Below are 20513 nucleotides of genomic sequence, written 5' to 3'. Positions count from 1 at the left end.
CAAATTCACCGCGCCGCCCGCGCGCGGCTGACGAGCGCCGCTGCGCCCGCGAGCCCGGCGAGGCCAGCCACCCAGGGCCAAGGGGACGTCTTCGTCGCCGAAGGGACGGTGACCTTGCCGAGGTCCGTCTCTTCGACCACCTCCTTGATGTGCGGGTACACGCGGATGAAGGCGAGCGCTCCAGCGACCATCCCGAGCAGCCCGAACATCGCGTCGCGCCGGCCTTCGCCGACGGCGGCGAGGGTCGTGCCGGGGCAATAACCGAGGATCGCCATACCAGCGCCGAAGGCCACACCGCCCAGGATCACCGAACGTACCTGGAACGGCTTCACGTCGAGCTCGGTCGCGCCGGCCGCGCGCAGGCCGTGCGTCCCGATCGAGCCGGCGGCCGCCGCGGTCGACATGATCCGCGCAATGCTGCTGTCGCGCAGCAGGAGCTGCTGGATGATGAGGTCGGCATCCGAGGCCCCTCCTCGCTGGAGGAGGGCGCCGAACGCGGTCCCGGTCGCGAGGCCGAGCACAAGTCGTCCGAGCGGATCCCGCTTCATCGCGCGCCTCCTCGAAACAGGAGCTTCGCCGCCAAGACGGCGCTCACGCTCATCGCGACGTCGAACGCGAGGCTGGCCGCGGCGAGCTGCATCGTGCCGCTGATGCCGTGCCCGCTGGTGCATCCTTTGCCGAGCCGCGCGCCGAACATCATCAGGGCGCCCCCGCAAAACGCGGCCGCGTAGCGCTTTCCGCGGCTCTCCCCGAACCGCGCCCGCCATGCGTCCGGCAGCGTGGATCCTCGCGTACCCGAGGCGCGCGAGGCCAGGAACGCGCCAAGGACGATGCCCGGGGCGAGCAGCACCTCCCAGTCGATCTTCGGCGTCGTCTCCCGCTTGGCCACGAACTCGTTCACCCGGCTGGCCTGCGGCGCGAGCCGGCGCGCCAGCGCGCTCGCCCCCGTCTCGAACGCGGACGTCACGCCGAGAGGCCGCTTCGCGGTCCCCATCGCGAACGACTCCAGCGCTCCGATCGCGAGCCCGGCGATCTCCGGCGCCCAGCGCGTGCCTCCCGGCGAGCTCATCGTCGCGCTCCTTCGATATCCATGGTGGTGATCGTGCGCTCGGAGCCCTGCTTCTTCGGCAAACCGAGCTTCTCCCACGCCGTCATCCCGCCGAGGATGTTGGCGACCTCGGTGAAGCCGCGGCGACGGAGGATGCTCGTCGCGAGCCCAGCGCGATGCCCGACGCTGCAGACGAGCGCGATGCGGCCATGACGCGGCAGCGCGGGCTGGACCTTCTCGAAGTGCTCGTCGAGATATCCCACGTACATGTGCCGCGCGCCTTCGATGTGCCCCTCCGCCTCGAACTCCTGATCATCGCGGACGTCGAGCACGGCGACGGCGTCGCCGGCGTCGTGGAGCTCGCGCGGGGTCATCGTGCCCGTCTTCTCGATGGGCATGCCCGCGTCCCGCCATGCGTCGAACCCTCCGGCGAGCACGCCGGACACGTGATCGACGCCGACGCGCGCGAGGTGCAGGACCGCCGCCTCCACGTCCGCGGCGCGCGAGACGACCAGGTACACCCGGGTCGTCTCGTCCGCGACCCACCCGCCGAACACCGGGAGCCCAGCGAACCAGAGGTTCAGCGAGCCGGGCAGGTGGCCCGACGCGAACGCCTCGGGGTCGCGCGCGTCGAGCACCAGCCCCTGCTTGGATTCCGACGCGAACTTTTGGGGTGGCAGGGAGGGTACTTCGCCGGGCTTCGCGGCGAGCGGCTTGCCCCCTTCGAGGTTCAGCCTCTCCATCAAGCTGAAATAGGGTGGGCGCGGGATGCGCTCCGCGACCTTGGCGCGGGCGAAGTCGTCGGCCGACCTCACGAAGACGGGATTGTAGGCGCGCTCGAGGCCGAGCGTGGAATCATCCCGCTCCGCGATGTTGCCCCCGCAGACCGAGCCGGAGCCGTGGGCGGGCCAGACGAGCGCCTGATCCCCGAGCGGGAGGAGCTTCTCGTGCACCGAGGCGAAGAGGAGGCGCGCGTTGTCGCTGGTCTTCTCGCGGTCGGGCAGGTCGGTCCGGCCCGTCTCCCCGATGAACAGCGTATCGCCGGTGAAGACGCCAAAGGCGCGCCCGGGCGCGTCCGGGAGGAACACGGCATAGCAAGTGCTCTCCGGCGTGTGTCCCGGCGTATGGAGCGCGCGGATGCGCAGCCCGATCAGATCGAGCTCCTCGCCATCCCGCATCCGGATGTCGCTCTGTCCGAAGAGCGGATGATCTCCGCTCACGATCTTCGCGCCCGTCGCCTTCGCGAGGGCGCCAGATCCGATGACGAAGTCCTCGTGGCGGTGCGTCTCGAGGATGAACTTGATCACGAGGTCCCACTCTCGGGCCGCCGCGAGGACCTCGTCGATGTCCCTCCGCGGGTCCACCACGATCGCCTCGCCCTTGTTGCCGAGCAGGTAGGCGATGTGAGCGAGACCTGGAGTCTTCATCCGGTGTAGATGCATGCACGGGAGTGGATGCAAGCGAGGCGCCAGACCGACCGCTGCGAGCGATCGGCGCGACGCGCGAGCTCAAGGGATCACCCGTCGCGCGCAGGACCGCCACGCCTCGACCTGTCCGCTGTGGCGAGATGGTGCGTCACGAGGCGCGAGCGACAGCGCCGGCGTCCTGCCCGCCTCGTCCGCGACGTCTGCTTCCCATCGCCGGAAGAAGCCAGAGCCGCCCTGACGCGGCGCTCACGCCGCGCGGATATCGCTCTGGAACGGGGAGACGTTCTCCCGGAACATGAGCCAGACGAAGAGGCATCGCATCTCGAAGTACTCGTCGGCCGCGATGCCCGCGAGCGTGGGGTCGAGCTCGCCGATGTCGTGCCCTTCCCAGAGGAAGCCCGGCACGCCGCGCGCCCGGCTGACGAGCCCGCCGCTCTGCAGCTGGTCGCGCGCGCGGAACCAGCGGGTGAGCGACATGTTGACCGCCGCCGTGAAGTCGGGCCGGTGCGCGATGCGCTCCGGCAACGCGACCTGGTCGAGGCCGGCCGACCAGCAAAGCCAGCAGAGGGCGGCCCACTCGGCTCGGGCCCTCCGCATCAGGAGAGAGACCGGCAGGGCTCCTGGGTCGAGCGCCTCGTCCACGGTGAGCTCGACGGTCTCGACGCCGTTCTCGGTCTCCTCGGTCAAGGTCGCCTCCGTCCGCGCGAGCTCCACCGGCCCGTCCGGCAAGAGGTGCGACAGGTCGGGCGGGAGCCACGGACAGGGCTCCGTGCCCGGCAGGCCGCGCTGCACGGCCTCGCGCAGGCGCAGCAAGCGGGTGGCGTAGAGCCGGATCTTCTGCCGAACCTGCTCGATCGGCTGATCGAGCTCGACCGTGGCCGATGCGTCGCCGGGCACCGGATCGATGGCCTGGCGCGCCGGCCAGAAAGCAAACTCCGGGTACAGCAGCCGCACGAAGGTCCTGAGGTGCTCGGCCACGGCGGGGGCCTCGGCCTCGACGCGGTCGGCGTCCTCGAGCACCCCGCGCGTGTCGCCGAGCTCCAGCCGCAGGAGCGCGCGCGTGATGCAGGTCGAGCGGCGCTCGGGCACGAGCAGCAGTGCCGCCTCGACGAGCGAGAGCGCAACGCGACGCGAGCCCCGGAAGACGGCGGCGAGCGTGCGGTAAGCTGCGCTCGGTTCGGCGCCGAGCAAGAGCTCGTCCAGGACGCCGAGCGCGGTCGTGTCGGACGCCTCGAGCAGCGCTCGCCCGCGTTGCTCCACGACCTCGGGTTTCGGCTGCAGCGTCGCGCCGCGCAGGAACTCGGCGAGCCTCTCTCGCTCGCCCCCGCGGGCCGCCGCGCGGGCCGCGGCGCAGCAGGCCTCGCGCGCGCGGCCCTGCTGCAAGAGCTCTCGCGCGAGGGCCCAGACGCGCTCGGCGTCCCACGCCGCGATCTCTTCGGCGAGCGCGGGCGACGCGCCGAGGCTCGCCTCGTCGAGGGCCGCGCCGAGCTCGCGTCGAACCACCGGCGCCCCGTCCGCGTCGAGCCCCGTGAACGCTCCGACCGGGTGACCGTGCGTGTACTGTCCGCGCTCCTCGCGCACGCGCCGGTCGAGGTAAGGGCTCGTGTCCGGATCGGGAAACCAGCGGACGGACGGGCCGTGGAAGCGTCCCTGGGGATCGAGGTGCCGCTCCTCGGAAGGGCGGCCCAGCGCGTCGTACCGGAGCTCGCGATGACGCGCGCCAGCGCGAATCTCGATCTCCTGAGAGGGCTTGCCCTCGCGCGTGAAGTAACGGTCGATGAGCGAGGCCGAGGCTTCGTCCTCCTCGCGGACCAGCCATCGTTGCGAGCCGTGGTCGTAGTCGGCCTCTCCGGCGACGCCGGCGGGTCGGTCGGGCCAGCGGGAGCCGTCCGCGGAGATCGGGTACCCGTCGCGGTCGTGAAAGACCTGGCGCAGGATGCTCCCTTGTCGATAGCGCGTTCGCAGCTCCCAGGCGCCGGGCGGCACACAGCACGGTCGTAGCCTGAGCTCCGTCGGGGCGTCGCTGCCGTACACCACCACCTCGCCGTCGAGCTCGCCGCCCCGGTAGCGCCCGCGCTGCGCGGGTTGACCGTTCGGGTGGAACAAGGTGAACGGCCCGTCCTTCACCCCGCCCGCGTAGCAGCACCGCGAGAGCAACGAGCCGTCGCTCGCGCGGTAGACGTGGCACTCGCCCGAGCGACGGCCGTCGGCGTCGGTCTCCACGAGCTCGAACGTGCCGTGCTCGGGGTTGTATCTGGCTGAAGGAGGAATCGACGGAGGCCGCTCCGCGCCGTGGTGTGCCGTGGAGTCCACGCATCGCAGTCTATCGGCTTTCGCGCCGAGAAGGCGGCCCTTCACGCTGATTGCAAAGATCCACGAAGCGCGGGTTCGGGGCGAGCGGCGCCTGCCCGAGCGCCGCTCCGGACCACCGAAGCTCGACCCTCTCGACGACCGCGGCCAGCGCAGCGGATCGCTGCTGTTGGCGCCGCGCTACTGGTTGGCGGTGTCGCCGGTGCAGATGACGAACTGCGTCGCGCCGTCCAGGGCTGCGCCGTCGCCGGTGAACCGGACCTGGCGGCGCTCTGTGGACGGGCACTTGGCGACGACTTCGTCTCGGCCGAAGCCGAGCCGCGGGTCGACATAACACCACCCGTGCACCTTCTCGCCGCCGACCTCGACCGGCGCAGGAGGCACCGTGTTCTGGCACGCCGCGAGCTCGTCCGGCGTTTTCAGCTGCTCGACCTCGCAGACGCAGTTCCAGCCGTTCGCCGCCGCCACCGGATCCTCGAGCACCATCCGCTTCGCGGCGAGGTTCTCGCGGAGCACCTCCCGCCGCGCCGTGAGCCCGTCGCAGCCGCACTTCCCCTCGGCTGTGCTCCGCGCCTCGAGGACGAGGCAGCTGACCTGTCCGCTCTCGTTCGGCTGGAGCGCGCGGGGCAGGCACTGCCCGCCGAGCTTCGTCTTCAGGCGATCGACGATCGCGCCGATCGCCGGCCGATAGCCGAAGTCGAGCCGGTCCTCTGCCGGGAACTCGAGCTGCGCCGGGCACACGGAGCCGACGATGCCCTGCTCCCCGAGGTCTCGGATGAGCTCGAGCTGCCGCAGGCCCGGGTAGGCCTTGGCGCTGACCTGGACGTTGCTGTCGGTGCCGTCGGGGTTGTCCCTGCACAGGGGGCTGTTCCGGTCCGCAGGGTCCTCCATCTTGTCGCAGTCCCCGCCCGTCACGGGCGCGGGCAACGGGAACACGCAGGCGTACTGGAGGTCGCCGAAGTTCGGGCGGGGCTCCCACTCGTGGCCGTTGATGTCGTTCATGTTGTCCGGCGAGCCCGGCCCGGCGATGCGCGTCCCGGTGATCGGGTTCTCGCCCTCGCGGGGGACCGGCGACTCGATCATGTGGGGATCGCCGGGGCTCCGGCGCGACTTCGGATCTCCGAGGATGATGTCCCAGGTGCTCGCGAAGCCCGCGTTCGGGGCGCTCAGCTCCTTGGCGCTCTTGAAGCCGCCGACGCGGTTGCCGTCCTGGTCCCTGCCTTCCCGGAGATTGGGCTGACCCGCGTCGTCCTGGCGCGCGATGTCCTGCCACGGGACGCCCACGAGGCCCGCGAAGAACACGAGCTCCGGTGGCCGGACCGTGCTGTTCTCGTCGTCCGGGTCGAGATCCGAGAAGATCGGGTTGTCGACGAGATTCCCCTGGTGATCCTGGATGCGCGCCTGCGTGAGCGCGTCCGTGTAGCGGTCGATCGGGTAGAGCAGGTCGATCCCGAACCGGCGCTTGTGGTCGAAGCAGCGCAGGTTGGGCGGGTCGTCGATCGGGAGGAGCGTATTGGGCCGTCCATCCGGGCCGCAGGTCTCCTCGTCCAGCGGGCACTCGCCCCTGGGTGCGCCGCACGACTTGCAGCACGGGTCGTCCAGGCCCTTCTCCGAGCACTCCTTGCGCGGCCGAAACATGCGCCACGGTTCCGGCTTCGCGACCCAGAAGGCAGTCCCGCCCTCCCTGATGGAACAGTCGTTCTCGTCCGACAGCATGATGATCGCGAGGAGCGAGTCAGGCCGCAGGAACGCCTTGCGTTGCGCCAGGAGATCCGTGTCCACGTCAACCCGCTGCGCATTGTCGTCCACCACCTCGAGGGTCTTGTAGGGCGCGGGGTCCACGAGGAACCGGTACCAGCTCTCCAGCTGCGACTCGTAGCCGCAGCCGTTGTCGGCCACCCCTCTGACCATGTTCGTCAGCGTCGGCACGAGGCCTTGTCCCGCGTTGTTGTCGAGGATCGCCTCGCCCGCGGGGCTGAGCTTCTGCTCCGGATCCCAGGCGAGGAACCCTTTGTTCTGGTAGGTCGGCGGGTCGTTGTCTGTGTCGTCGCGGTCGTCCCTGTCGCTCCGGGCGATGAGGTGCCCCTTGTCGTTGTTGAAGAACTGTTCTCCCTCGGGGCACGAGCCCGCGCCGTGGTCGCCGAGGCTCGTGCTGAGGATGCCGATGTGGATGTCGACGACGGGCTCGAACTCGCGCTCCTTGCCGCTCGGACAGCTGCCGTCCTCCCGCGGCGGGGACGAATCCAGGGGGTTCAGCGGATCGATGCACCGGGGGTCGACCAGGCGCCTCACGAGGTCGGGCACGGCGAGCGCGAGGATGTCCTGCTTGTCCTTCATCGACTTCGAGTTGTCGATGGTCAGGAGGAGATCGATCTTGTCGACGCGCCGCGGGAGCCGCTCGACGACGGTGCCAGTCGTGCGCGTGTCCTGATGGGCTATCGGGCGGCTCAGGCACCCCGGGAGGAGCGATGTGCCGCCGACGACGAGGGAGCACAAAAGCGATGCTGCCGCGCGGGCAGCGCGGGACGGAGGACGAGCGGGCATGGATCCTTCCTTGCGCGAGAGATGGAGTGGGCCCTTCGCGCGCCATGCGCGCGGAGCCGGCGGGCCCGTCTCGCGCGGAGTGGGTGACAGGCCGCCTGGCGATCGCGTATCAGACGCCGAGAGGGGGTGTTCTCTTGGCTACGTGGCGAGATGAGCGCGACCCCATCACGAAATCCACGAACCATGGAGAGACCGCGGTGCGGTGGCCGCGTCGCACAGTGGCGGCACATCCGTCGTAGCGGCTCGCGGCACGGCCGGCACAGCCGCCATCGCGGGCGGAGGCGCCGCCGCCTCGTCGGAAGCGGAGGCGGCCTGCGCCGGCATGCGATGTTGCTGAAAAATTATGTATGGAAAGGAATCGTGAAGGCCGGGCGCCAGGGCGTCCTCGGCCGGCGGCGGGAGCTCAGCTCTCGGCGGAGGCGGCCGTCTCGGCGCCAGCGACGAGCGGCGCGTACTGCGCGAGGGACTTGCTCCAGCGCTTGTGCTTGCGGCCGGGCTTCCGGGAGCTCTGGGTGCTCCGCTCCTGCTTCTGGGTGACCTTGAGGGTGAGGTGCTGGTGCTGGCGCGTAGGGCGATTCATGGCGGCGGATGCTGGTCGAACGCGCCCCGCTCTGCAAGCCTCAACGCGACGGAGCCCGCGCCTGCTCGCTCCGTCCGTCCCGCTCCGTCCCCAGCCGGCCGAAGCTGTGGATCCCGTAGATGAGCACCAGGAGCGCGAGCACCGTGAGCCCCATGCCCGCGTCCGACGGCCCGACGCCGACCAGCGCGAGCCCGGCGACGAGGAGCAACCCACCGCCGCCGAGCGCGCGTCGCGCGCGCTCCTCGGCGTCTCGCTCTCTCCGGTGCCCCCGGCGGCGCGCCGGCCCGTCCTCCTCGAGCGCGCTCACTGGAACTTCTGCGTCCGCGCGTAGGTGATGAAGTCCTGCACGTCGCGCGTCAGCTCGCGCTCGGCGGTGATCGTCGTGCGCTCGTGCGACTCGCCGACGAGGTCGTCATAGAGGTAGTTCTGCTGGTAGAGGAGCACGAGGCGAATGGCCCCGTCCGGCCCGCCGCGGACGACGCGCAGCTTCTCGTCCCGGCCGTTCGGCGGCGGGATCGCGGCGCCGAGCGCCTGGGCGTCCTCCTCGGTCACGTAGACGACGCCGTACGAGCGGCTCTGCACGCCGACATCGACGCGCACCTTCTGCCCGCTGGTCAGCTCGACCTCGCGCCCGCGCGCCGGCTGCGCGCCCTCGTGCGCCATCGCCCGGCGGATCACCTCGATCGCCCTGCGCTCGTCGAGGGCGCGCATCGGGTTCGGCGCGCGCGCCTCGCCGCCGCTGCACGCCGCCAGCGCGAGCGCCGCGGTCGCGATCCCCAGCGCGAGGCGCGCCGCCCCTCGCGCGCCGCCGAGGAGACGGCGCGCGTCCCGAGCCTGCCCGGGCGCGAGCGTGCGCGCTGAAGGCCGATGCTGAAGGGGGCCGAGATGGGGAGCCCCCGAGCCTTGATGAAGCTTCCTCGACATGAGCGGCATGAGAGTAGCCAACGGCCCGGAGCTTCGCTACTTCTCCCGACATGGCGCGGCTCGCTGCGATCGACATCGGATCCAACGCCATCCGGCTTCGCATCGTCGACGTCGATCCTCCGGCGCTCGGGGCGTTCGGGGCCGGCTGGGATCCGGCGCTCGCCGGGGCCGCGACCGGCGCGCCCGACGCGCCGCGCTTCCACCCGTTCCGCGATGTCCATGCGGATCGCGCGTCGGTGCGTCTCGGGCACGACGTGTTCACGAAGGGCCGGCTCGAGTCGGGGGTCATCGGCGCCGCCTGCGAGGCGCTCCGGCGCTTCCGCGCGGCGATGGATGCGGCCAAGGTCGACCGCTACCGCGCGGTGGCGACGAGCGCCGCGCGCGAGGCCCAGAACGGCGACCTCTTCGTCGAGCGCGCCGCGCGCGAGGCCGGCGTCCACATCGAGGTCATCGAGGGGGTCGAGGAGGCGCGCCTCGTCCAGCTCGCCGTCCGCGAGCGCGTCGCGCTCGGCGAGCGGACCGCGCTCCTCGTCGACATCGGCGGCGGCTCCACCGAGCTCACGCTGCTCCGCGGCCGCGGGGCCGTCTTCTCGCGCTCGCTCCCCGTGGGGACGGTGCGGATGGTCGAGGCCTTCCTCGAGGATCGCCGCCCGGTCGACGCGGGGCACCGGCGGCTCGTCGAGGAGTACGTCGATCGCGTCATGGTCGAGGCCACGCGCGAGATCGTGGAGCTGCTCGGCGAGGGGTCGGGCTCGGGGATCGATCTGCTCGTCGGCACGGGCGGCAACATCGAGACGCTCGCGGAGCTCTGCCCCGCGCCGGCCGGGTCCGCGGAGGGGCGGGCGATCGACGTGGCCGCGATGTCCCGCCTGCTCGACGAGATGGCGTCGAAGACGCCCGAGGAGCGCGCGCAGATCTACGGCCTGCGCCCGGACCGCGCCGACACCATCGTCCCCGCGGCGACGATCCTGGGCCGCATCGCCCGGGCGTTCGTGCAGCGGGTCATCGTCGCTCCCGGGGTCGGGCTCAAGGAGGGCGTGCTCGTCGATCTCGCCCACGCCCACTTCCTCGGCCCCGACTTCCGCGGAGAGGCCGCCGCGGTCAGCGACGCCTGCGTCCGGCTCGGCCGCCGCTACCACTTCGACGAGAAGCACGGCGCGCTCGTGGCCCGCTTCGCCGAGCGGCTGTTCGACGACCTCGCGCCGCGCCATCGCCTCGGCCAGCGCGACCGGATCCTCCTGCGCGCGGCGGCCCTGCTCCACGACATCGGCGACTTCGTCCGCTACGAGGGGCACCACAAGCACAGCTATTACGTCATCGCCCACAGCGACCTCATGGGCCTGACCCCGGAGGAGCGCGCGATCGTCGCGAACATCGCGCGCTACCACAGGAAGTCGCCGCCCAGCATGGACCACGACAACTTCCGCGCGCTCTCGCGCGACGCGCGCGCCAAGGTGAAGTCCATGGCGTCGATCCTCCGCATCGCCGACGCGCTCGATCGCGAGCACCGGGCCAAGGTCGCGGAGGTGAGCGGCCGCATCGAGGGCGACACGCTGGTGATCGAGGTGCAGGGCGCGGAGGACCGGGCGCTCGAGGAGTGGACGGTCGTCGCGAAGGCGGGGATGCTGCGCGACGCGCTCGGCCTGGAGGTGCGGATGGTCGACGCCACGCCGAGATCGCGCCCGCCTCCGGCCGCGAGCGCGGGCGGATGACGCGAGGCACCGCCGCGCTCGCGGCGGCTGACGCGAGGCTCCGCTGCGAGCGCTGGCGGGGTCGACGCCCGAAAAAGGCGCCGTGGCCTTTGCGTGGAGCCCTGCGGGCCACCATGAAGCTCGGCACGGGGGAGGTTCTGCCCCCGTGGACGAGCGCGGCGATGCCGTACCGACGGGCGCGGCTGCGCCGCCGTGGAACAGGGGCGAGCGACCGTTGACGCTGAAATCTCCGAAGCTGATGGAGGCCCGCCGCGCCGCCGGCATCCTGAGGTCCGCCCTGCGCGGGCACACGGGCGATCTGACGCTCGCCGACGCGTCGGCGAAGAGCGGCCTGCCGCTGCGCGACGCGGAGAGCGGCCTGCACCTGCTCGTCAGCGAGCACCGCGGCCACCTCAAGGCGACGTCCGAAGGTGAGCTGCTCTTCCGCTTCCCGCACGGCTTCACCAAGCCGTGGGAGACTCGCACGCGCCTCACGCGCGCGCTCCAGGCCGTCCTCCGGGCCGCCGCCGGCGTGGCTCGCTTCGTCGTGCGGGCGTGGATCGCGATCGTGCTGATCGCGTACGTCGTGATCTTCGTCGGGATCCTGATCGCCCAGCTGTTCGCCCGCTCGAGCAGCGACTCGCGCAATCACGACGGCGTCCCCGGATCGTTCGCCGGCTACTTCCTCTTTCGGCTGGTCCTCGACGCGATCTTCTGGACGTTCCACCCGTTCTCGCCGTTCGTGTGGACGGCCGAGCCGGCGTGGTCCTCGTCGCATGGCCACCGCGGGGCGCTCGGGCAGCGACGCGACGAGACGCCCTTCTACGAGAAGGTGAACCGGTTCTTCTTCGGCCCGACGCCGGCGCCGCGCGATCCGCTCGAGGCCGAGAAGCTCATCCTGGCCGAGATCCGCGCGCAGCGGGGCCGGATCGGGCTCGCCGACGTGATGCGCGTGACGGGGCTCTCGCGCGACGAGGCGGATCCGCTGATGGCGCGGCTGATGCTCGACTACGACGGCACGGTCGACGTGTCGGAGGAGGGGGGCATCGTCTACCGGTTCGAGGCGATCCGGCGGACGGCGGCGGAGGCGCCGGCGCGGGCGCCCGCGCCGGTCTGGGCGGAGCGCGAGGAGCTGCCTCCGCTGACCGGGAACGGGCCAGGGATGAACGCGCTCATCGTGGCGCTCAACGGGTTCAACCTGCTGATGAGCCTCTACGCGCTCGGGGCCCACCTTACGCTGGACAACCTCGGGCTCCTGGCGCGGGGCGTCCCGATGGCGGAGCTGCCCGCCACGGGGACGGCGGTCGTGCTCGGGGTGGTGCCGCTCGTCTTCTCGCTCGCGCTCTTCGCGCTGCCGCTCGGCCGGGCGCTCCTGCGCCCGCTGAAGCAGCGGAGGCTCGCCCGGCGGAACGGCCGGCGGGCCGTGCTACGGGCGATCCTTACCCGCGTCGGCGCGAGGCAGGGCCGGGAGCCGATCACGGAGGCGGTGCTCCAGCGGGCGTGGCAGGAGGCGGCGGGGGAGCCGCCGCGCTCAGAGGAGATCACCCGCGAGGTGGTCGCCCTCGGGGGCGACGTCGACCTCGAGGCAGGCGAGGGGATCCGGTACCGCTTTCCCGATCTGGAGACCGAGGCGAAGGCCCTCGAGGCCGAGCGGGAGGCGGCCTCCGAGGAAGAGGCGCGCGCCGGGAAGGTGATCTTCTCGTCCGACGCGTGAACGCCGTCGCAGACGGTTTTTTCTGTGGTGCTTGATGAGGGCGCTGACAAAAACCGTCGATGACGTGTGCGCGCGTACGGAGCCGCACCGCATGGAACCGCCGTTCATTGACGCGCTCTGGTCTGGACGTCTACGTTAGGGTGAATTTCGCTCATGTACTCCGTTGACAACAGGGCCGGTCGTCTCATCGAGGTGAGGCTCGCATCACCGCTCCCGGCTGGCGAGGTCGACGCGTGCATCGCCCGGATCCAGGGCGTCGTGACCCAGAACCGGCACGGCGCTGTCGTCTGCATCGAGCTGCTCCAGGTCGACGTGCTCGCGCCCGAGAGCGCGGAGAAGTTCCTGGAGATGATGCGGGTCCAGAACGCCACGGTGCACCGGACGGCCTACCTGCTGCCGGTGTCGAACGCGATCCTGGGGCTCCAGGTCGAGCGCCTCATCCGGGACGCGCACAACTCGAGCCGAAAGGCGTTTCGCGACACCACCTCGCTCGAGGCCTGGCTCGTCCCGGTGATGACGATGGTGGAGGCGCAGCAGCTCCGGAAGTTCCTGTCCCAGCTCGGCTGAGGTGGAGCGCGCCGCCCGCGGCGCGCGCCGCGGGCAGGCGCTAGCCGCGGACAGGCGCTAGCCGCGGACAGGCGCTAGCCGCGGACGAACGGCAGGTACTTCGGCTGCCAGAACCGCGCCTTCACATAGGCCTCGACATTCCCGGGATCGACCTTCTTGCTCCTCGCGACGCCGTCCTCGAACGCCGCGCGGATGACCGCGATGGCGACGCGCGTGGAGACCTCCTGGAGCTCCTCCACGGGCGGGTAGATGAGCCCCTTGTCGAGGTGCTTCTCCGCCGTGTAGTCGACGAGCGCATACGCCGCCGCGAGCACCATGCCGTCCGTGATCTCGCGCGCGTCGGACAGGATGGAGCCGAACCCGAGCCCCGGGAAGATGAAGGCGTTGTTCCCCTGGCCGATGGGGATGGTCTTGCCGTCGCGCTCCACGGGCGGGAACGGGCTGCCGGTCGCGACGAGCGCGCGGCCCTCGGTCAGGGCGAGGATCTCCTCGGGGAGCGCCTCGCAGGCGCTCGTCGGGTTGGAGAGGGCGAAGATGACCGGCCGCGGGGTGTTGGCGGCCATGGCCTTGATCACGGGCTCGCTGAACGAGCGCGGCTGCCCGGACAGCCCGAGGAGCACGGTCGCGCGCGTGTTCTCGAGGGTCTCGAGCAGCGTCGGCACGGCCCCGGCCTTCTTCCACGCGGCGATCTTCCCCGGATCCTGCGCGAACTTGCGCTTGTACTCCTCCATCGGGCGGTCCTTCGCGAGCAGGCCCTTGGAGTCGAGGACGAAGATGCGGGCGAGCGCCTCGTCCTCGGTGAGCCCCTCGCGGAGCATCCCCTGGCAGATGGCCCAGGCGACGCCGACGCCGCCCGCGCCCGCGCCGTGGATGACCACCGATTGGTCCCTGAGCCGCTCGCCGCGCAGCCTGCACGCGGCGACCACGCCCGCGAGGGTGACTGCCCCTGTCCCCTGGATATCGTCGTTGAAGGAGGGGATCACCTTCCGGTACCGATCCAGCACGGAGAAGGCGGCCTCCTTGGAGAGGTCCTCCCACTGGATGACGGCGCGGGGGCAGCTGCTCTTCACGGCGTCGACGAACCTGTCGAAGAAGTCGAAGTAGGCGTCGCCGCGCAGGCGGCGCTGGCGAACACCGAGGTAGAACGGGTCCTCGATGAGATCGGCCCGGTCGGTCCCCACGTCGAGGACCACGGGCATCGTGTGGAACGGGCTCACGCCGCCGCCCGCCGTGTAGAGCGCGAGCTTGCCGATCGGGATGGCGAGCCCGCCGTAACCCTGGTCGCCGATGCCGAGGATCGCGGAGGAGTCGGTCGCCACGATCATGCGCACGTCCTCCCACGGGAAGCTCGCGAGCACGCGCTGGGCGCGATCGATGTTCACGGGAGAGAACGAGACGCCGCGCGCGCTCTGATAGAGGAAGTTGAACTGCTGCACGGCCTCGCCCACGGTCGGTGTGTAGACGATGGGCAGCATCTCGCCGAGGTGGCGATTGAGCAGCGCATAGTAGAGGATCTCGTTGCGCTCCTGGAGCGCCCGAAGATACTGATACTTGGCGATCGGCGTCGGCTCGCGGCGAAACCCGCCATAGACGCGGGCGAGCTGCTGTTCCATGGTGTTGACCTGCGGCGGGAGCAGCCCGTCGAGCCCGAGGTTCACGCGCTCTTCCGGCGTGAAGGCCGTCCCCTTGTTGGTCATGACGAGCCTGAGGAGGGCGATCCCGTCGAAGTACACCTCCATGTACTCGCGGCCATAGGCGTCTTTCTTGACGTCGAAATACTTTGATATCCTCACCATGGAGGCATTCTAAACCGATGCGCGCGCGCCGGCGAGCGTTCCTTGAGCGCTTGAGCGGGCGAGCGGGCGAACTCGGGTTGTTCCCGGTCGGTGAATGGAGTGTTTCTCACAGTGGTATCGCCGGCGGGCGAACCCGGGCGGATCCTGCTCGCCGGATGCAGTGCTTCTCACATTGTTATCGCCTCGTGGTATAGAGGCGCGATGCGACGCATTGCCGTCATTGGAGGCGGTCTGGCCGGGTGCATCGTTGCGTTCCGGCGAGCGATGGCGGGCGACCAGGTGACGCTCGTCGAGGCGGCTCCGCGGGTCGGCGGGCAGCTCTGGACGGTGCGGGCCTCGGGCTTCGTCGTCGAGCTCGGCGCCGAGGGGTTCATCGCGCGGAGCGAGGCCGTCCCTGGGCTGGCGAGCGCGCTCGGCATCGCCGGCGATCTCGTCGGTCAGGAGACGCACCGGTCGTTCGGCTTCGACGGCGTCGCGCTGCGGGAGCTCGCGCCGGGCGAGGCGGCGGAGTTCCTCGGCTTCCAGGTGCCGCGCGACGAGCTCGGCAAGGGGATCCGGACCTTCCGCCTCGGGATGGCGCAGCTGACCGAGACGCTCGCGCTCGCGATCGCGGGGCGCGTCGAGGTGCGCACTTCCGCAGCGGTCGCCTCGCTCGCGAAGGTGGCCGGCGGCTTCCGCCTCGCGCTCGCCGGAGGGGCCGAGATCGACGCCGACGCGGTCGTCCTCGCCACCCACGCCGCCGGCGCGGCCGCGCTGCTCGGCGAGGCGGGGCGGGCGCTCCGCGACGCCGAGACGCTCTCCAGCGTGACCGTCTCGCTGGCGTACCCGCGCGCCGCGATCGAGCACCCGCTCGACGGCACCGGCTTCGTCGTCGCCGCGGGGCACCAGGCGCACGGCTTCCGCGCGTGCACGTTCACGACCTCGAAGTTCGCCGAGCGCGCCCCCGCCGGCCACGTCACGCTTCGCCTCTTCTTCCGCCCGGATCCGGCGGACCTCGAGCAGATGGGCGACGACGCCTGGACGGCGCGCGCCGAGGCCTCGCTCGCGCGCGTGCTGCGCGTGCACGGGCCCTCCGAGCGCGCGTGGGTCTCGCGCTGGTCGAGCGCGCTCCCGGTCTCCACTCCTGCGCACGCGGCGCGGGTCCGAGAGGCCGAGCAGGCGCTCGCCGGCAGCGGCGTGCTCCTTGCCGGATCGGCGTTCCACGGCTCCGGGATCGACGCCGCCGTGCGCTCCGCCGAGGTGGCCGCGGAGCGCGTCGGCGCCCTGTAGCGCGCTGTCGCGCTCCGGTGCGACCACGCACGAGAGGCGACCCGTCCTCCCGAAAGCTCGCAGGCTGCGCTGATGCGGCGCGCGAGGAGCGCGGCCTGCCAGCGTCGATCTGCGGTGACAGGCTCGACCCGGACGGGCGAGGATGCGCACCATGACCACCGACATCACCGGCTGTCACGGCACGCGCGAAATCGAGAGGCGCTTCGCGCTCGGCTTCATCGCGGCGTGCGTGGCCGCGGGCTGCCGTGACCAGCCGCCGCGGCCGACCGCCGAGAGCGCGCCGCCCGTCGCGGCGAGCTCACCTGCCGCCGTCGCGTCGGCGAGCAGCGCAGCGCCGCCCGCGTCGCCGGCGTCACCGGCCCTGCCCGCGCCGAGCGCGCGCCCGCTCACCGAGAAGGAGAAGCAGGCCCTCGCCACGTACAAGGCCGCGCTGGCGAGAGGCCGGCTCGCGACCAAGAAGCAGGACTTCAACGCGGCCATCCAGGCGTTCACCGAGGCGATCGCCGCGGACCCGAGCGACGCGCGGGCGCTCGCGGAGCGAGGCTTCGCGCACCTGACCGCGGGCGACAGCGGCGCGGCGGACAGCGATTTCGACGCGGCGCTCGCGGGGGCGGGCGATCCCGAGCTGCGCTCCCAGATCTGGTTCAACCTTGGGCTCCTGCGCGATAGGGCGGGCGACGCCGAGGCGGCCCGGGTCGCTTATGCCAACGCGCACCTGCTCAAGCCCTCGGCGGCCACGCGCGGCAAGCTCGCCGGCAGATCGACGTGCACCGTGGAGGTCCGCAAGGCCGACCTCGAGGGCGCCGATCTCGTGAAGGGGTGGACCGAGCTCCTCGCGCGGATCGGCGCCGCCGAGGGGGCGCCCGGCGAGGCGACGAGCGAGGCCGCGGCGCGAGAGCGCCTGTGCAGGCCCGACTCGAGGTGGGCGGACAGCCCGTGCGCCGGCGATGCGCCGTGGGTCTTCCCTCGCGACTACATGATGTACGTGCACCACAGCAACCATGTGGTCTTCCCCCGCAAGCCGGACGGGTTCCTGGTGGTGAACGGCGGTCATTCGGGGGGCTGGCCCGCGCACTGCCATGGGATACGCAGCGTGAGCGGCTCGGTCGAGGGGGGGCTGCTCGTGGTCGAGAGCACCTTCGACGGCGCTGGCGCGGTCTACGACGGAGAGCTTAACGACGAGATGCGCTGCCGGGACGGCGCGAGCTACCGCGAGCGGACGTTCTATGACGCGCGCACCGGCCGGGCGATCGTGGCGCTGCGCTGGCCGGCTGGGGGCGAGGCCGACGTGAAAGTGCAGGGCGGTGAGCTGGTCGTCTCTGGCGGCGGCTGCGACGAGCGACTCCGGCTCAACGTCAGCGCCAGCGCCAGCGCCAGCGTCAGCGCCAGCACGAAATAGGCCACGAGGTGCGCTGCGCGCGGTTGCCTGCTGTCGTCGCCCCTGGCTCAGGGTGCCTGAGCGCCGTCGTGGGTCGTGCGTGACGCCCTCGGCATATGCAGGCCCAGGGCGGGTGCCTGGAAAAAGAAAATGGCGCGGCTCGTCGATTGCATTGAGGACTGCACCGACCGCGCTCGGACCGGCGAGCGCCGAGGGAGCGTGCCAATGTTGAAGGCGTTGAAGGCGGCGAAAAAAGAATCGACTCGAGGAACTTTTCTGTTGCGCAGCCCGTCCAAGGGGAGTACTTAATCGGAATACGAGGGTTCGCCATGTTCAGCCGCCGCCACAACCTGCAGATCGTTACCATCCTGTCCAAGTCGGGAACGCCCGATGCGGCCATGGCATGGGATCGTCTGCTGGGCGATGAACATTTGGCGCATAATCCAGGCTACCCTTGCAGCCTCCGTCCGTCGCGGAAGCTCGGTAACCCGGAGAATAGCGCCTAGAGGCAGCTAAGCACGCGTCGATCGACGACGTTCGCGAAGGCCGCCTCGGGAAACCCAGGCGGCCTTCGGCGTTCTGGGGGCTTGTGGGCTGTCGGCTCGCTCGTGGGCTGGAGATCTGCCGTGGGCTGTCGGCCTGCCGGTGGGCTGGAGAGCTGCTGTGGGCTTTCGGCCTGCTGTGGATCGCAGGCTGCCGGCGGGTCGAGGAGATGAGTTGTCTTGCGCGCGGCGCGCTACGTCGTCGCGCGCTGCGGTGGGGGAGTTGCGCCCGGAGAAAGGAGGCGCGGCAGAGAATGCGTTGGGAGCATTCGATTCGAGAATGAGCGCCGCGGCGCGCGTTCGCGGCGCCGGGTAATGCTTTCGCGGAATGGTCGACGTGCATTGGCTTGCCGACACAGCAGGCCAGGCGGAGGTGCGCCCTCCGCGCGGACCCGTAGCTCAAGTGGATAGAGCAGCCGCCTCTTAAGCGGACGGTTGGAGGTTCGATTCCTCTCGGGTCCACCTGTCCTCGCCGGCGCAGCCGCGCCGGCGATGGGGGACACCTGATCTGTGACAATTTAGGATGACGTAGATGGAGGCGCGCTGCGCCTCCATGTTCCGGTGTAGCTCAATGGTAGAGCGCCCGCCTGTTAAGCGGGTGGTTGGAGGTTCGATTCCTCCCGCCGGAGCCGCGCCCCCATCGCGGGAGGCAGGCCCGTTTCGCTCACGCGAGGCGCCGGCTCGCCGCCAGCCGGGGGCGCGTCGGCGCCTCGTTCGAGCAGGCGCTGCGGGATGTAGCCTAGTGGAAAGGCGCCTCATCTGGGGTGAGGAGATCCGCCGGTTCGATTCCGGCCATCCCGACGATGGTTTGCGTGGGTGTTTCTCTTCTGGTGAAGAGGGCAGGTTGTGACCCTGCGTAGGCGGGTTCGATCCCCGTACGCCCACCCAGGACGGGTCGAACGGGCTCGGTTATCTTTGGGAGATCAACCCGAGCACGCTCTTTTATCCGTCCTCTTTTGCCCGGGGGCCCGGGCCGGAGGTGGTGTGATGGCCGATTATCTGAAGCACTTCGCCGCGCTGGTCACCCCGCAGCGGCAGAAGGCCCGCGCCGATCAGGTGAAGAACAGCGCCGGCGGCTTCGCCTTCGCCCTCGACGAGTGGGCGAGGCTCGACCGCTGGCTGATCCTCGGCGCTGAGGGGGGGACCTACTACGCGACCGAGCGGAAGCTCACGGTGGAGAACGCCCGCGCCGTCGAGGCGTGCCTCGCCGCGGACGGGCCCCGCGCCGTGCAGCGCATCGTCGACATCAGCAGCTCGGGGCGAGCGCCGAAGAACGCGCCCGCGATCTTCGCGCTCGCGATCGCCGCCGCCGACGCGAAGCTCGAGACCCGTCAGGCCGCCCTCGCGGCCTTGCCCGAGGTGTGCCGCACGGGGACGGATCTCTTCCACTTCACCCGCGATGTGCAGGGGTTTCGCAAGTGGGGGCGCGGGCTCCGGTCCGCCGTCGCCGCCTGGTACAACGACAAGCCCGTCGACAGGGTCGCGTACCAGGCGATGAAGTACCAGCAACGCGACGGCTTCAGCCACCGCGATCTCCTGCGGCTCGCGCACCCGGTCGCGCCGACCCCGCAGCACGACGCCCTTTACCGCTGGATCGTCGGCGGCATCGAGGCGCTCGGGAAGGAGTCGGCGCGCGGCAAGGCGTTGCCCATGACCGATCTGCCGGACGCGGTGCGCGCGTTCGAGTCGCTCCGCGCGGCGACGAACCGCAAGCAGGTCACCGCGCTGATCAGGCAGCATCGCTTCACGCACGAGATGCTCCTGACCGAGTGGAAGAGCGACCCCGCGGTCTGGGAGGCGCTGCTCGAGCACATGCCTCAGACAGCGCTCCTCCGGAACCTGGGGAAGATGACCGCGATCGGCCTCCTCTCGCCGATGAGCGACGCGTCCCGCAGGGTGGCGCGACAGCTCACCGACGCCGGGCGCCTGCGCGCGGCCCGGGTCCACCCCATCGCCGTGCTCTCGGCCCTCAAGGTCTATGAGCAGGGCCACGGCGAGCGCGCTCGCCGGCGCGCCAACGCGCTCTCGTGGACCCCGGTCCGCGAGATCGTCGACGCGCTGAACGAGGCGTTTTACCTCGCGTTCCGGGCGGTCGAGCCGACGGGGAAGAAGCACCTCCTGGCGCTCGACATCTCCGGGTCCATGACCAGCGGCTCCATCGCCGGCGTCCCTGGCTTGACGCCGCGCGTGGCGAGCGCAGCCATGGCCATGGCGACGGCGAGGATCGAGCGCGAGTACGGCGTCGTCGGCTTCTCGGCGGCGTCGGGCGGTTACGGCGGCAAGTGGGGCGGGGGCGTCTCCGGCCTCATGCCGCTGTCGATATCGCCGGAGCAGCGCCTCGACGACGTGCTGCGCGCGGTGGGCGGCCTCCCCTTCGGCGGCACCGACTGCGCGTTGCCGATGGTCTGGGCGAAGCGGAACCGGGTAGAGGTCGACGCGTTCGTCATCTACACGGACAACGAGACCTGGGCGGGCGGCGTTCACCCGTTCCAGGCGCTCAGGGAATACCGGCAGGCGATGGGCCGACCGGCCCGGCTGATCGTCGTCGGCATGACGTCGACCGGCTTCTCGATCGCCGATCCCACGGACCCCGGCATGCTCGATGTCGTGGGGTTCGACGGGGCGGCCCCCCAGGTGATGGCGGATTTCACCCGGGGTGTCTCGTGACAGGCAGCGTGACGGACGGGCTCCGCCGGCCCGTCCGTCCGACGAGGGCGCCTCAC

At 71.1% G+C, this 20513-nt stretch carries 15 protein-coding genes and 4 tRNA genes; 10 read left to right on the top strand and 9 right to left on the bottom strand.

Annotation, left to right across the window (positions count from 1 at the left end; genetic code table 11):
• Window positions 1-5: 5 nt before the first annotated feature.
• The 8 genes from WMF12_RS29820 to WMF12_RS29785 form a co-directional block, all read right to left on the bottom strand.
• Window positions 6-548 carry a DUF6691 family protein gene (locus WMF12_RS29820; RefSeq protein ID WP_437850842.1) on the bottom strand — a complete coding sequence of 181 codons (543 nt, stop codon included), beginning with the start codon at window positions 546-548 and terminating at the stop codon, window positions 6-8.
• Window positions 545-1069 carry a YeeE/YedE thiosulfate transporter family protein gene (locus WMF12_RS29815; protein ID WP_437740070.1) on the bottom strand — a complete coding sequence of 175 codons (525 nt, stop codon included), beginning with the start codon at window positions 1067-1069 and terminating at the stop codon, window positions 545-547. The genes WMF12_RS29820 and WMF12_RS29815 overlap by 4 nt, the downstream gene beginning before the upstream one ends.
• Entirely contained in the window at window positions 1066-2475 is a 1410-nt protein-coding gene (locus tag WMF12_RS29810) for an MBL fold metallo-hydrolase (protein WP_437850840.1), read from the bottom strand. The genes WMF12_RS29815 and WMF12_RS29810 overlap by 4 nt, the downstream gene beginning before the upstream one ends.
• A gap of 246 nt (window positions 2476-2721) precedes the next feature.
• On the bottom strand, window positions 2722-4788 hold the full coding sequence (locus tag WMF12_RS29805) for a toxin-antitoxin system YwqK family antitoxin (RefSeq protein WP_437850838.1): 2067 nt from the start codon (window positions 4786-4788) through the stop codon (window positions 2722-2724).
• Between the two features lie 177 nt (window positions 4789-4965).
• The gene (locus tag WMF12_RS29800) at window positions 4966-7329 is read right to left on the bottom strand and encodes a hypothetical protein (protein ID WP_437850836.1); all 2364 of its coding nucleotides are present in this window, start codon (window positions 7327-7329) and stop codon (window positions 4966-4968) included.
• A gap of 403 nt (window positions 7330-7732) precedes the next feature.
• The gene (locus tag WMF12_RS29795) at window positions 7733-7909 is read right to left on the bottom strand and encodes a hypothetical protein (RefSeq protein ID WP_437740066.1); all 177 of its coding nucleotides are present in this window, start codon (window positions 7907-7909) and stop codon (window positions 7733-7735) included.
• A 40-nt stretch (window positions 7910-7949) separates the two neighbouring features.
• Window positions 7950-8216 carry a hypothetical protein gene (locus tag WMF12_RS29790; protein ID WP_437740065.1) on the bottom strand — a complete coding sequence of 89 codons (267 nt, stop codon included), beginning with the start codon at window positions 8214-8216 and terminating at the stop codon, window positions 7950-7952.
• Complete coding sequence (locus WMF12_RS29785; RefSeq protein WP_437740064.1) at window positions 8213-8833, bottom strand: hypothetical protein; 621 nt, start codon at window positions 8831-8833, stop codon at window positions 8213-8215. The genes WMF12_RS29790 and WMF12_RS29785 overlap by 4 nt, the downstream gene beginning before the upstream one ends.
• A 50-nt stretch (window positions 8834-8883) precedes the next feature.
• Between WMF12_RS29785 and WMF12_RS29780 the strand changes: the two genes are divergently transcribed.
• From WMF12_RS29780 to WMF12_RS29770, 3 genes are all read left to right on the top strand, one after another.
• Complete coding sequence (locus tag WMF12_RS29780; RefSeq protein WP_437740063.1) at window positions 8884-10545, top strand: Ppx/GppA phosphatase family protein; 1662 nt, start codon at window positions 8884-8886, stop codon at window positions 10543-10545.
• Between the two features lie 214 nt (window positions 10546-10759).
• Window positions 10760-12238: a hypothetical protein gene (locus tag WMF12_RS29775; protein WP_437850834.1), complete on the top strand. Its 1479-nt coding sequence runs from the start codon at window positions 10760-10762 to the stop codon at window positions 12236-12238.
• Window positions 12239-12391: 153 nt separating this feature from the next.
• On the top strand, window positions 12392-12805 hold the full coding sequence (locus WMF12_RS29770; RefSeq protein WP_437708746.1) for a hypothetical protein: 414 nt from the start codon (window positions 12392-12394) through the stop codon (window positions 12803-12805).
• 74 nt (window positions 12806-12879) lie between these two features.
• Here WMF12_RS29770 and WMF12_RS29765 read toward each other — a convergent pair whose 3' ends face one another.
• The gene (locus tag WMF12_RS29765; protein WP_437873906.1) at window positions 12880-14598 is read right to left on the bottom strand and encodes an NAD-dependent malic enzyme; all 1719 of its coding nucleotides are present in this window, start codon (window positions 14596-14598) and stop codon (window positions 12880-12882) included.
• 204 nt (window positions 14599-14802) lie between these two features.
• Here WMF12_RS29765 and WMF12_RS29760 point away from each other — a divergent pair, with 204 nt between their 5' ends.
• From WMF12_RS29760 to WMF12_RS29730, 7 genes are all read left to right on the top strand, one after another.
• Entirely contained in the window at window positions 14803-15870 is a 1068-nt protein-coding gene (locus WMF12_RS29760; protein WP_437850832.1) for a protoporphyrinogen/coproporphyrinogen oxidase, read from the top strand.
• 151 nt (window positions 15871-16021) lie between these two features.
• A complete protein-coding gene (locus WMF12_RS29755) occupies window positions 16022-17269 on the top strand; it encodes a tetratricopeptide repeat protein (protein ID WP_437850830.1) in 1248 nt (415 codons plus the stop codon).
• Window positions 17270-18178: 909 nt separating this feature from the next.
• A tRNA-Lys gene (locus tag WMF12_RS29750) sits at window positions 18179-18252 on the top strand.
• Between the two features lie 95 nt (window positions 18253-18347).
• Window positions 18348-18419: transfer RNA gene (locus WMF12_RS29745), tRNA-Asn, on the top strand.
• A 99-nt stretch (window positions 18420-18518) separates the two neighbouring features.
• Window positions 18519-18591 (top strand) — tRNA-Pro (locus tag WMF12_RS29740).
• Window positions 18592-18603: 12 nt separating this feature from the next.
• A tRNA-His gene (locus tag WMF12_RS29735) sits at window positions 18604-18678 on the top strand.
• Between the two features lie 99 nt (window positions 18679-18777).
• Window positions 18778-20457, top strand: coding sequence for a TROVE domain-containing protein (locus WMF12_RS29730; RefSeq protein WP_437850828.1), 1680 nt, complete (start codon window positions 18778-18780; stop codon window positions 20455-20457).
• Window positions 20458-20513 lie beyond the last annotated feature (56 nt).

This window comes from Sorangium sp. So ce363 (assembly GCF_051520435.1).
In the GTDB taxonomy this organism is placed as follows: domain Bacteria; phylum Myxococcota_A; class Polyangia; order Polyangiales; family Polyangiaceae; genus Sorangium; species Sorangium cellulosum_B.
The sequence above is the reverse complement of the archived record's forward strand: the minus strand, read 5'-3'. Positions and strand labels throughout refer to the sequence as shown.

What these genes read in the sequence shown, in the direction of transcription:
- WMF12_RS29730 (WP_437850828.1), top strand. Translation starts at nt 18,778, where the DNA reads ATGGCCGATTATCTGAAGCACTTCGCCGCGCTGGTCACCCCGCAGCGG.
- WMF12_RS29810 (WP_437850840.1), bottom strand. Translation starts at nt 2,475, where the DNA reads ATGAAGACTCCAGGTCTCGCTCACATCGCCTACCTGCTCGGCAACAAG.
- WMF12_RS29755 (WP_437850830.1), top strand. Translation starts at nt 16,022, where the DNA reads ATGACCACCGACATCACCGGCTGTCACGGCACGCGCGAAATCGAGAGG.
- WMF12_RS29760 (WP_437850832.1), top strand. Translation starts at nt 14,803, where the DNA reads ATGCGACGCATTGCCGTCATTGGAGGCGGTCTGGCCGGGTGCATCGTT.
- WMF12_RS29785 (WP_437740064.1), bottom strand. Translation starts at nt 8,833, where the DNA reads ATGTCGAGGAAGCTTCATCAAGGCTCGGGGGCTCCCCATCTCGGCCCC.
- WMF12_RS29780 (WP_437740063.1), top strand. Translation starts at nt 8,884, where the DNA reads ATGGCGCGGCTCGCTGCGATCGACATCGGATCCAACGCCATCCGGCTT.
- WMF12_RS29820 (WP_437850842.1), bottom strand. Translation starts at nt 548, where the DNA reads ATGAAGCGGGATCCGCTCGGACGACTTGTGCTCGGCCTCGCGACCGGG.
- WMF12_RS29800 (WP_437850836.1), bottom strand. Translation starts at nt 7,329, where the DNA reads ATGCCCGCTCGTCCTCCGTCCCGCGCTGCCCGCGCGGCAGCATCGCTT.
- WMF12_RS29770 (WP_437708746.1), top strand. Translation starts at nt 12,392, where the DNA reads ATGTACTCCGTTGACAACAGGGCCGGTCGTCTCATCGAGGTGAGGCTC.
- WMF12_RS29795 (WP_437740066.1), bottom strand. Translation starts at nt 7,909, where the DNA reads ATGAATCGCCCTACGCGCCAGCACCAGCACCTCACCCTCAAGGTCACC.
- WMF12_RS29815 (WP_437740070.1), bottom strand. Translation starts at nt 1,069, where the DNA reads ATGAGCTCGCCGGGAGGCACGCGCTGGGCGCCGGAGATCGCCGGGCTC.